10 protein-coding genes and 1 riboswitch are annotated in these 11,090 nt (G+C 74.8%); of the genes, 8 read left to right on the top strand and 2 right to left on the bottom strand.

Going from position 1 to position 11,090, the window contains the following annotated elements; genetic code table 11:
- Positions 1–426, bottom strand: coding sequence for a hypothetical protein (locus IF04_RS0129610; protein ID WP_051831657.1), 426 nt, complete (start codon positions 424–426; stop codon positions 1–3).
- Between the two features lie 155 nt (positions 427–581).
- Positions 582–779: riboswitch (cobalamin riboswitch) on the top strand.
- Between the two features lie 137 nt (positions 780–916).
- On the opposite strand from IF04_RS0129610, the gene IF04_RS0129605 reads away from it, so the two are divergent.
- From IF04_RS0129605 to IF04_RS0129585, 5 genes are read left to right on the top strand one after another with little or no spacing between them, the layout of a single operon-like run.
- A complete protein-coding gene (locus IF04_RS0129605) occupies positions 917–1,885 on the top strand; it encodes a cobalamin biosynthesis protein (protein ID WP_030264633.1) in 969 nt (322 codons plus the stop codon).
- Positions 1,882–3,411 carry a cobyric acid synthase gene (locus tag IF04_RS0129600; RefSeq protein WP_030264631.1) on the top strand — a complete coding sequence of 510 codons (1,530 nt, stop codon included), beginning with the start codon at positions 1,882–1,884 and terminating at the stop codon, positions 3,409–3,411. The genes IF04_RS0129605 and IF04_RS0129600 overlap by 4 nt, the downstream gene beginning before the upstream one ends.
- A gap of 50 nt (positions 3,412–3,461) precedes the next feature.
- Positions 3,462–5,573 (top strand): putative cobaltochelatase, encoded by a 2,112-nt coding sequence (locus IF04_RS0129595; RefSeq protein WP_030264629.1) that lies wholly within the window; start codon positions 3,462–3,464, stop codon positions 5,571–5,573.
- Complete coding sequence (gene cobO / locus IF04_RS0129590; RefSeq protein ID WP_030264627.1) at positions 5,573–6,169, top strand: cob(I)yrinic acid a,c-diamide adenosyltransferase; 597 nt, start codon at positions 5,573–5,575, stop codon at positions 6,167–6,169. The genes IF04_RS0129595 and cobO overlap by 1 nt, the downstream gene beginning before the upstream one ends.
- Before the next feature lie 28 nt (positions 6,170–6,197).
- Entirely contained in the window at positions 6,198–7,562 is a 1,365-nt protein-coding gene (locus IF04_RS0129585; RefSeq protein WP_030264624.1) for a cobyrinic acid a,c-diamide synthase CobB, read from the top strand.
- Between the two features lie 5 nt (positions 7,563–7,567).
- Here the strand turns inward: IF04_RS0129585 and IF04_RS0129580 are convergent, their stop codons facing one another.
- A complete protein-coding gene (locus IF04_RS0129580) occupies positions 7,568–8,263 on the bottom strand; it encodes a ZIP family metal transporter (RefSeq protein WP_425428472.1) in 696 nt (231 codons plus the stop codon).
- Positions 8,264–8,415: 152 nt separating this feature from the next.
- On the opposite strand from IF04_RS0129580, the gene IF04_RS0129575 reads away from it, so the two are divergent.
- The 3 genes from IF04_RS0129575 (at position 8,416) to IF04_RS0129565 (ending at position 11,046) form a co-directional block, all read left to right on the top strand.
- Complete coding sequence (locus IF04_RS0129575) at positions 8,416–8,916, top strand: cobalamin biosynthesis protein (protein ID WP_051831656.1); 501 nt, start codon at positions 8,416–8,418, stop codon at positions 8,914–8,916.
- Positions 8,913–9,950 carry an Rv2231c family histidinol phosphate aminotransferase CobC gene (gene cobC / locus IF04_RS0129570; protein ID WP_030264614.1) on the top strand — a complete coding sequence of 346 codons (1,038 nt, stop codon included), beginning with the start codon at positions 8,913–8,915 and terminating at the stop codon, positions 9,948–9,950. Before IF04_RS0129575 ends, cobC begins: the two co-directional genes overlap by 4 nt.
- 73 nt (positions 9,951–10,023) lie before the next feature.
- Entirely contained in the window at positions 10,024–11,046 is a 1,023-nt protein-coding gene (locus tag IF04_RS0129565; protein WP_030264611.1) for a bile acid:sodium symporter family protein, read from the top strand.
- Positions 11,047–11,090: the final 44 nt, after the last annotated feature.

The raw sequence follows: 11,090 nt of genomic DNA, 5'->3' as shown, positions 1-11,090 counted from the left end.
TTACTCCGTGCCGACGCGGCCGCCCTGGTCGTCGCGTTCGGTGCGCGGATCGGGGTCGTCGAGGCGGCGGTGTCCGGAGGCGTCGGTGATGTCGAGTCCCGGGGCCTCGCCCTTGGCGGCGGTCTCCCTGCGGTGCGCGAGCCACTCCCGCAGGGCGATGAGGAGCTGCTCGGTCATCGGGGCCGCGACCGCGCCGATGAGGACCAGGACGAGATCGTCGATGCCGACGGCCATCTCGGGGCCCTGGTCCGCCGCGCCGGTGCGCGGGGCGGTCTCCGCGCCCGGCGCCCGGCGCCAGTCGTGGTTGCCGGGCGTCAGCCAGGACTCGCGCTGCAGCCAGCGCTGGAGGTCCTCCAGATCCTGTTCCCCGTCATGGGTCCCGGTGATTCTGATGCGTACCTCGTGACGCTGTCGGCTCTCCGTCATCCCCGCCCCCTCCTGCGGCACCATTGCCATAGGTGCCCCGATGGTGTCGTGCCGGAGGTACGGCAGGCAACAGGTCGTCAACCACTGTCCACGCTGTGTCGTTGGCCACAGGCCCTGCCATACGCCCGCGTCGCAGGTCAAGGGTGAGTTGACGGGCATTCGCGGCACGTGGTGGACTGCCCGGTGCCATTCGGCGACAGATGAGGAAGTCCGGTGAGAATCCGGCGCGGTCCCGCCACTGTCACCGGGGAGCGCTCCTCCAGCAGAGGCCACGGCCCGCGCAGACACGGGCTGGAAGGCCGGGGGCAGCGCCGATCCGGGAGCCAGGAGACTCTCGTCGCCCGTCACGTCGAGCCAGGGCGCGGACCCTGAGTGAGGACACACGCCATGCCGGGCCCCGAGCCGAGACCCCTGCCTTTCTTTGCCGTACGCCCGGTACGCGACCGCGTGCGGCCGTCCCTCCGAGGCACGACGGCAGGCTGATCCGACGATGCGTGCCGAACACGCCACCTATGCGTGCGGCGCGGCTCTGGGCTTTCTCGGCGACCTGGCCGTGGGCGATCCCCGCCGCGGCCACCCGGTGGCCGCCTTCGGGCGGGCCGCGGGCGCCGTGGAGCGCGGGCTGTGGCGCGATCACCGTGGATACGGAGCGGCGCACACCGCGCTGTGCGCCGGCGGGGCCGCCGTGGGCGCGGCCCTGCTCTCCCGCGCCGTACGCCGCTGCGCCCCCGCACACGTAGCGCTGACCGCCGCCGCCACGTGGGCCGTGCTGGGTGGAACGACGCTGGGCCGGGAGGCGCGCGCCATCGGCGGCGCGCTGGAGGCCGGCGACCTGGACACGGCGCGCGAGCGGCTGCCGCACCTGTGCGGCCGTGACCCGCAGGCGCTGGACGGACAGCAGATGGCGCGCGCCGTCGTGGAGTCCGTCGCCGAGAACACCTCCGACGCGGTGGTGGGCGCGCTGGTCTGGGGCGCCGTGGGCGGCGTACCGGGCCTGGTCGCCTTCCGCGCGGTCAACACGCTCGACGCGATGGTGGGTCACAAGTCCGACCGGTACCGCCGGTACGGCTGGGCCTCGGCCCGGCTGGACGACGTGGCGGGCTGGCCCGGCGCGCGGCTGACCGCGCTGCTGGCCACCGTCGCCGGGCCCGACCCGCGCGGCGCCTGGCGCGCCTGGCGGGCCGACGGCAAGCGGCACCCGAGCCCCAACGCGGGCCCGGTGGAGGCGTCGTTCGCGGGCGCGCTCGGCGTACGGCTGGGCGGCACGCTCGCGTACGCGGGGCGGGTCGAGCACCGGCCGGTGCTCAACGACGGCGCACGCGCGGTCGAGGGCGCGGACATCGCGCGCGCGGTGCGGCTGTCGCGCCGGGTGAGCGCGCTGGCGCTGGCGACGACGGTCGGGGCGCGGATCGCCGTGGGCGCGGTCCGCGGCGCGCGGAAGGCGAGGAGATCCCGGTGAGCGGTACGGACAGGACTCTCGGCGGCGGCCTGCTGGTCGCCGGGACGACGTCGGACGCGGGCAAGAGCGTGGTCACGGCGGGCATCTGCCGCTGGCTGGCGCGCAAGGGCGTCAAGGTGGCGCCCTTCAAGGCGCAGAACATGTCACTCAATTCGTACGTGACGCGCGAGGGCGCGGAGATCGGACGGGCGCAGGCCATGCAGGCCGCGGCGGCCCGCGTCGAGCCGACCGCGCTGATGAACCCGGTACTGCTCAAGCCCGGCAGCGACCGCAGCAGCCAGGTCGTGCTGCTGGGCAAGCCGGTGGGCGAGCTGAGCGCCAGGGGCTACCACTCCGGGCGCCAGGAGCGGCTGCTCGGCACGGTCACCGACTGCCTCCAGGAGCTGCGCCGTACGCACGACGCGGTGATCTGCGAGGGCGCCGGCAGCCCGGCCGAGATCAACCTCCGCCGCACGGACATCGTGAACATGGGCATCGCGCGCGCCGCGAACCTGCCCGTGGTCGTCGTCGGCGACATCGACCGCGGCGGCGTCTTCGCGTCCTTCTTCGGCACCACCGCGCTGCTGTCCGAGGCCGACCAGGCGCACATCGCGGGCTACCTGGTGAACAAGTTCCGCGGCGATGTGACGCTGCTGGAGCCGGGCCTGGACATGCTCAAGGAGCTGAGCGGGCGGCCGACGCTGGGCGTACTGCCGTTCCGGCACGGGCTCGGCATCGACGAGGAGGACGGCCTGCACGTCTCGCTGCGCGGCGCGGTGCGCGAGAGCACGGTCGCGCCGCCGCACGGCAAGGACATCCTCCGCGTCGCGGTCGCCGCCGTCCCCCTGATGTCGAACTTCACGGACGTCGACGCGCTCGCCGCCGAACCGGGCGTCGTGGTGCGCTTCGTGGACCGGCCCGAGGAGCTGGCCGACGCCGATCTGGTCGTCCTGCCCGGCACCCGCGGGACCGTACGGGCCCTGCAGTGGCTGCGCGAGCGCGGCCTCGCCGACGCGATCGCCCGCCGGGCCGCCGAGGGCCGCCCGGTGCTCGGCATCTGCGGCGGCTTCCAGATGCTCGCCGAGCACATCGAGGACGAGGTGGAGTCCCGGGCCGGCGCGGTCGACGCGCTCGGACTGCTGCCCGTACGGGTGCGGTTCGCGACGGAGAAGACCCTCGCCCGGCCGGAAGGCACGGCTCTCGGCGAACCCGTCGACGGGTACGAGATCCACCACGGCGTCGCCGAGGTCCGCGAGGGCGACGAAGCCTTCCTGGACGGCTGCCGCGTCGGCTCCGTATGGGGCACGCACTGGCACGGCTCCCTGGAGAGCGACGGCTTCCGGCGCGCGTTCCTGCGCCGGGTGGCCGCCGACGCGGGGCGCGCGTTCGTGCCCGCGCCGGACACCTGCTTCGACGCGCTGCGCGAGGAACAGCTCGACGCGCTGGGCGACCTGATCGAGGAACACGCGGACACCGCGGCCCTGCTGCGGCTGATCGAGGACGGGGTACCGAAGGGGCTGCCGTTCGTACCACCGGGGGCACCGTGAGCGCGCCCGGCGAGAAGCCAACGAAAGCCACTCGGAGGAGTGATCCGTACGTGAGCACCCGGTATCCGTTCACCGCCGTCGTCGGCATGGACGACCTGCGGCTGGCGCTGCTGCTGAACGCGGTCAGCCCGGCGGTGGGCGGCGTCCTGGTCCGCGGCGAGAAGGGCACCGCCAAGTCGACCGCGGTCCGTGCGCTGGCCGACCTGCTGCCCGACGTCTCGGTCGTCGCCGGCTGCCGCTTCAGCTGCGACCCCGCCGCTCCCGACCCGCAGTGCCCGGACGGGCCGCACGAGGTGAGCCCCGCCGAATCGCGTGCGGCGCGCATGGTCGAGCTCCCCGTGGGCGCCTCCGAGGACCGCCTGGCGGGCGCGCTCGACATCGAGCGCGCCCTGTCCGAGGGGGTCAAGGCGTTCGAGCCGGGCCTGCTCGCGCACGCCCACCGCGGCATCCTGTACGTCGACGAGGTCAACCTCCTGCACGATCACCTGATCGACCTCCTCCTCGACGCCGCCGCCATGGGCGCCTCCTACGTCGAGCGCGAGGGCGTCTCCGTACGGCACGCGGCGCGGTTCCTCCTCGTGGGCACGATGAACCCCGAAGAGGGCGAGCTGCGGCCGCAGTTGCTGGACCGGTTCGGGCTGACCGTCGAGGTCGCCGCGTCCCGCGAGCCGGACCAGCGCGTGGAGGTCGTCAAGCGGCGGCTCGCGTACGACGCCGACCCGGCCGGTTTCGCGGCGCGCTGGGCCGCCGAGGAGGAGGCCCTGCGGCAGCGGATCGCCACTGCCCGCGCGCTGCTCCCCGACGTGACGCTCGGCGACGCGGCGCTCCGCCAGATCGCCGCGACCTGCGCGGCGTTCGAGGTGGACGGGATGCGCGCGGACATCGTGATGGCACGTACGGCCACCGCGCTGGCCGCATGGGCGGGCCGGGACAAGGTGCTGGAGGAGGACGTCCGACAGGCCGCGCTGCTCGCGCTGCCGCACCGGCGCCGCCGCAATCCCTTCGACGCCCCCGGCCTGGACGAGGACAAGCTCGACCAGACCCTGGACGAGTTCGGCCCCCAGGAGGACTCCCAGGACGACGACGAGCCCGACCCCGAGCCGCAGGGCCCGGACGACGGGCCGGACGGGCCGGACGGCGGGGGTCCGGACGGGGGCGGCGGGGTGCCGCCGCAGGGCGGCCCGGACGACGCGCCGCCGCCGGCCGGCTCGGACGCGGGCCCCGAGCAGCCCTCCGTACCGGACCAGCGCTCGGACGGCTCTCCGGAGCAGCAGCCCGCGCAGCCCAGGAACGAGGCCGCCGAGAGCGGCGCCGCTCCTGAGAAGGCCGCGGTCGGCGCCACCGAACCGTTCAAGACCCGGCGGCTGGACGTGCCGGGGCTCGGCGAGGGCGCCGACGGCCGCCGCTCGCGGGCCCGTACCGCGCACGGCCGGACCACCGGCTCCCGCCGCCCCCAGGGCGCGCTGGGCAAGCTGCACCTGGCCGCCACCGTGCAGGCCGCCGCGCCGCACCAGAAGGCGCGCGGGCGCAACGGCCGCGGACTGCTGATCCGCCGCGACGACCTGCGGGAGTCCGTACGCGAGGGCCGCGAGGGCAATCTCGTCCTCTTCGTCGTGGACGCGTCCGGCTCGATGGCGGCGCGCAAGCGCATGACCGCGGTCAAGGGCGCGGTCCTGTCGCTGCTGCTGGACGCGTACCAGCGGCGCGACAAGGTCGGCATGATCACCTTCCGGGGCGCGGACGCCGAGCTCGCGCTGCCGCCGACCTCCTCCGTGGAGGCGGGCGCGGCCCGGCTGGAGCAGCTGCCGACCGGCGGCCGCACCCCGCTGGCCGCGGGCCTGCTGAAGGCCCATGAGGTACTGCGCGTGGAACGGATGCGGGACGCCTCGCGCCGCCCGCTGGTCGTGGTCGTCACGGACGGCCGGGCGACCGGCGGCGTCGAGCCGCGCCCGCGCGCTTCCAAGGCCGCGCAGCTGCTGGCCTCCGAGGGCATCGCCTCGGTCGTCGTGGACTGCGAGGCCGGTCCCGTGCGCCTGGGCCTGGCCGGCGAGCTGGCCCGCGATCTGCAGGGCACCGCCGTCACCCTCGACGAACTCCGCGCGGACAGCGTCTCCGCGCTCGTCCGCACCGTCACCGACACCACTCACCGGAGGGCCGCCTGATGCCGCAGGGACAGCCGACCGTCGTACCGAACGACGGCCTCACCACCCGTCAGCGCCGCAACCGCCCGCTCGTCTTCGTCCACACCGGCACCGGCAAGGGCAAGTCCACCGCCGCCTTCGGGCTGGCGCTGCGCGCCTGGAACCAGGGCTGGCCGGTCGGGGTTTTCCAGTTCGTGAAGTCCGCGAAGTGGAAGGTCGGCGAGGAGCGGGCGCTGAAGGTGCTCGGCGAGACCGGCGAGGGCGGGACCGTCGCCTGGCACAAGATGGGCGAGGGCTGGTCCTGGGTCCAGCGCGACATCGAGTCCAGCGAGGAGGCCGCGCGCGAGGGCTGGGAGCAGGTCAAGCGGGACCTGGCGGCGGAGTCGTACAAGCTGTACGTGCTGGACGAGTTCGCGTACCCGATGCACTGGGGCTGGATCGACACCGACGAGGTCATCGAGGTGCTGCGGAACCGCCCCGGCACCCAGCATGTCGTGATCACCGGCCGCAACGCGCCCGAGAAGCTGGTGGACTTCGCCGACCTGGTCACCGACATGACCAAGGTCAAGCACCCCATGGACGCGGGCCAGAAGGGCCAGCGGGGCATCGAGTGGTGAAAGCAGCGATGACCGAAGTGATGAGCCAGTGGTGAACGTTCCGCGCCTGGTGATCGCCGCGCCCTCCTCGGGCAGCGGCAAGACCACCGTCGCCACCGGCCTGATGGCCGCCTTCCGCGAGGCGGGCCTCGCGGTGTCCCCGCACAAGGTCGGCCCGGACTACATCGATCCCGGCTACCACGCGCTGGCCACGGGCCGCCCGGGCCGCAACCTCGACGCGTACCTGTGCGGTCCGGAGCGGATCGAGCCGCTGTTCCTGCACGGCGCGGCGGGCGCGGACCTGGCGCTCGTCGAGGGCGTCATGGGCATGTTCGACGGCGCGTCCGGGATGGGCGAGCTGGGCTCGACGGCGCAGGTCGCGAAGTTGCTGCGGGCGCCGGTCGTCCTCGTCGTGGACGCGTCCTCGCAGTCCCGGTCGGTGGCGGCGCTGGTGCACGGCTTCGCCTCCTGGGACCCGGAGGTGCGGCTCGCCGGGGTGATCCTGAACAAGGTCGGCTCCGACCGGCACGAGGCGCTGCTGCGCGAGGCGCTGGGCGGCGCGGGCGTGCCGGTACTGGGCTGTCTGCGGCGTGCGCCGAAGGTCAATACGCCCGCCCGGCACCTGGGCCTGGTCCCGGTGGCGGAGCGGGCGCCGGAGGCGGTGGACTCGGTGGCGGCGCTCGCCGAGCAGATCCGTACGGGCTGCGACCTGGAAGGGCTGCTGGCGCTGGCGCGCAGCGCGCCGGAGCTGACGGGGCCCGCGTGGGCGCCCGCGGCCCCGGAGACGCCCGCCACGGGCCGCCCGGTGATCGCGGTGGCAGGTGGAGCGGCCTTCACGTTCTCGTACGCCGAGCACGCCGAGCTGCTGACGGCCGCCGGTGCCGAGGTGGTCACCTTCGATCCGCTGCGTGACGAGAAGCTGCCTGCGGGCACGGCCGGGCTGGTGATCGGCGGCGGTTTCCCGGAGGTGTACGCGCCGGAGCTGTCGGCGAATGAACCACTGCGCGCCGAGGTCGCCCGGCTGGCGGCCGCGGGGGCGCCGGTCGCCGCGGAGTGCGCGGGCCTGCTGTACCTGTCCCGTTCGCTGGACGGGCGGCCCATGTGCGGCGTGCTGCCGGCCGACGGGCGGATGTCGGAGCGGCTGACGCTGGGCTACCGGGAGGCGGTGGCCATCGGTGACAGCGCGCTGGCCGCGGCCGGGACGCGGGTGCGCGGCCACGAGTTCCACCGCACGGTCCTGGAGCCGGGCACGGGCGACAGTCCGGCGTGGGGCTTCGTGCGCCCCGAGCGCCGTACCGAGGGCTTCGTTCAGGACGGTGTGCACGCCTCGTACCTGCATGTGCACTGGGCCGCCGAGCCGTCGCTCGCGCACCGGCTGGCGGCGCGGGCCGCGGCGTGGGCGGCGAGCGCCTGATGGCCTCAGCCGCCCGACAGGCCCACCACCAGCCACATGAAGCCCACGCCGGCGGCCGTACAGCCCAGCGTCGACAGCGCGGGGTGGTCGTGGTGGGCCTCCGGCAGGATGTCGGAGGTCGCGAGGTAGAGCAGGACGCCGCCGAAGAAGCCCAGGTAAAACCCGAGCGGCTGCTCCGGCAGGGTGACGGCCAGCGTGATCGCCGCGCCGGCGAGTGGCGCCACCGCGTCCGCGCCGAGCAGCAGCAGCGCCTTGCGCCGGGCGTTCCCATAGAGGCTGGCGATGGTGTACGTGTTGAAGCCGTCGGCGAAGTCGTGGGCGATCACGGCGAGCGCCACGGCCACCGCCATCTCCCTGCCGACCTGGTAGGCCGCGCCGATCGCGAAGCCGTCCATCAGGCTGTGCACGACCATCGCGGCCGCCGCCGTCAGCCCCACCTGCGGGACGCGCTCCTCCGGGTCCATGCCGTGCGCGGCCTTCCGTACGGCCAGCAGCCGTTCGGCGGCGTGCGCGGCCAGGAAGCCCAGCACGAAGCAGAGCAGCGCCGCGGGGACGCCGAGGAGCTGCACATCGGCCGCCTCCAGGGCCTCCGGCAGCAGGTCGAGGCCGACGACGCCCAGCATCAGGCCGCCGGCGAGGCCGAGGATGAGGTGGCGGCGGTCGGTGACCCGGTGGGCCACCCAGCCGCCGACGAGGGTCATCAGGAACGCGCCGACCGCGATGACCACAGGCACTGTCTCGCCCCTTCCGCCGCCGTGCCCACGGGTGTACCGGTGCCGGTACCCGTGTCACCTGCTTACTGATCCCCGGCCGGTCCCGCATGTCCGGCTCCGCCCTGCCGAAAGGACCCGCCGTGCCTGCTGAGCGTGCCGTGCGAGGACCGCAGCGGGACCTGGTGGTGGGTATCGGCGCACGGCCCGGAGTACCGGCGGAGGAGCTGACGGCGCTGGTCAGGGGTGTGCTCGCGGAGGCCGGGCTGCCGCTCGCCGCGGTGCGCGCGCTGGCCACCCTGGACGCCAGGGCCCAGGAACCGGGACTGCGGGCCGCCGCGGCGCTGCTGGGCGTGGAGCTGCTGGCGTACCCGGCCGCCGTGCTGGCTTCCGTACCGGTGCCGCATCCCTCGGGCGCGGTGCTGGCCGCCGCCGGGACGCCGTCCGTCGCCGAGGCCGCCGCGCTGGCCGCGGCGGGTCCTGGCGGCACGCTGGCCGTGCCCAAACGGAAGTCCGTGCCTCCGGACGGTGGCGCGGCCCGGGCCACCTGTGCGATCGCCCGCCGCCCCGCACCCCACGACAGCAGCACGCAGCCGACCGTACGAACACAGCAGACCGTACGCACGCACGAGGAGACGCCGTGACCACCCTGCCCGACCTTCGCCACCACGGGGACGCCGAGGTACGCGGCGCCGCGGCCGGCCTGACCGACCTGGCCGTCAACGTCCGTACGGGCACCCCGCCGGCCTGGCTCAAGGCCCGGATCGCCGCGTCGCTGGACGGGCTGGCCGCGTACCCGGACGGCACGGCGGCGCGCGCAGCGGTCGCCGCCCGGCACGGCCTGCCGGCCTCCCGGGTACTGCTGACGGCCGGCGCCGCGGAGGCGTTCGTGCTGCTCGCGCGGGCCGTGCGCGCCACGCGCCCGGTCGTGGTGCATCCGCAGTTCACCGAGCCGGAGGCGGCCCTGCGGGACGCCGGGCACGAAGTGCACCGGGTGCTGCTGTCCGAAGAGGACGGCTTCCGGCTGACTCCGGAGGCGGTACCGGACGACGCGGACCTGGTGGTGGTCGGCAACCCGACCAACCCCACCTCCGTGCTGCACCCCGCGGAGACCGTGGCGGCGCTGGCGCGGCCGGGCCGCACGCTGGTCGTCGACGAGGCGTTCATGGACGCGGTGCCGGGCGAGGCGGAGTCGCTGGCCTCCCGCACGGACCTGCCGGGCCTGGTGGTGCTGCGCAGCCTCACCAAGACCTGGGGGCTGGCCGGGCTGCGCATCGGGTACGTGCTGGCGGGCCCGGAGATCATCGAGGCGCTGGAGCGGGTCCAGCCGCTGTGGCCGGTCTCCTCCCCCGCGCTCACCGCGGCCGAGGCGTGCTGCGAGCCGGCGGCGCTCGCGGAGGCCGAGGCGGCGGCCGGGGAGATCGCCGCCGACCGCCAGTACCTGATCGCGCGGCTGGGCGAGTTCCCGCAGATCACGGTGGCACGTCCGGCCGAGGGGCCGTTCGTGCTGATCCGCCTGCCGGACGCGGCGGGTGTACGGGAGCGGCTGCGGGAGCTGGGCTTCGCGGTCCGGCGGGGCGATACGTTCCCGGGGCTGGGCGCCGAGTGGCTGCGGCTGGCGGTGCGGGACCGGAACACCACCGACCGCTTCGTGACGGCCCTGGGGAAGGCGGTCTGAGGACGGTCCGAGGGCCGTCCATCATCCGGAACAGCGTTGCCCGAGGCACCTAAGATCGCCGTAAGGTGCCGAGGTGACGAACGAGCAGACGAATCAGAAGGCCGCGGCGCCCGAGGGGCCCGCACCCGCCGCGCCGCACGCGCCGGGCACCGGTGACCTCCCCGCGTCCGACCGCGCCGCGCGACGCGCCGTGACGATCTTCCCGCTGCTCGTGATCGTGGCCGGGCTGATCGGCCTGTTCTGGCCGTCGCACTTCACCGGCTGGGCCCCGTCCGTGCCCTGGCTGCTCGGTGTCGTGATGTTCTCGATGGGCCTCACGCTCACGGTCCCGGACTTCGCCGCGGTCGCCAAGCGGCCGTGGGCGGTCGGGCTCGGCCTGGTCGCGCATTACGTGATCATGCCGGGCCTCGGCTGGCTGGTGGCCACCGTGCTGGACCTGCCGCCCGCGCTGGCGGCCGGCGTGATCCTGGTCGGCTGCGCCCCGAGCGGTACGGCCTCCAACGTCGTGACCTACCTGGCGCGCGGCGACGTCGCCCTGTCCGTCTCGGTGGCCACGGTCTCCACCGTGGTCGCCCCCTTCGTGACCCCGCCCCTGACCTACCTGCTCGCCGGACAGTTCATGCATGTGGACGCCGGTGTCATGGTCACGGACATCCTCAAGACCGTCCTGCTGCCGGTCTTCGCCGGTCTCCTGGTCCGGCTGGTCGCCGGGCGCTTCATCGACAAGCTGCTGAAGGCCCTCCCCTGGCTCTCCGCGCTGACCATCGCGGTGATCGTGCTGGTCGTGGTGGCGGGCAGCGCGGACCGGATCAAGGACGCGGCGGCGCTGGTGCTGCTCGCGGTGGTCCTCCACAACGGCCTCGGCCTGGCACTCGGCTACGGCGCGGGCGCCCTGGCCCGCCTGGGCCGCCCGGCGAGCCGCGCCATGGCCTTCGAGGTCGGCATGCAGAACTCCGGCCTGGCCGCCTCCCTGGCCACGGCCCACTTCAGCCCGGCAGCGGCCCTCCCGGCAGCGGTGTTCTCGGTGTGGCACAACATCTCGGGCGCCCTGGTCGCGGCCTGGATGGCGCGCAGCGCCCGGAGGGACGGCGCGTAAGCGCCCGTCCCTCCGGGGCTCGGGGAACTGCGCGACCGGCCACG

Source organism: Streptomyces violens (assembly GCF_000717745.1).
GTDB classification, from domain to species: Bacteria; Actinomycetota; Actinomycetes; order Streptomycetales; family Streptomycetaceae; genus Streptomyces; species Streptomyces violens.
The sequence above is the reverse complement of the archived record's forward strand: the minus strand, read 5'-3'. Positions and strand labels throughout refer to the sequence as shown.

Coding starts and splice junctions, on each gene's coding strand:
- IF04_RS0129610 (WP_051831657.1), bottom strand. CDS start 426: ATGACGGAGAGCCGACAGCGTCACGAGGTACGCATCAGAATCACCGGG.
- IF04_RS0129605 (WP_030264633.1), top strand. CDS start 917: ATGCGTGCCGAACACGCCACCTATGCGTGCGGCGCGGCTCTGGGCTTT.
- cobO (WP_030264627.1), top strand. CDS start 5,573: ATGCCGCAGGGACAGCCGACCGTCGTACCGAACGACGGCCTCACCACC.
- IF04_RS0129580 (WP_425428472.1), bottom strand. CDS start 8,263: ATGACCCTCGTCGGCGGCTGGGTGGCCCACCGGGTCACCGACCGCCGC.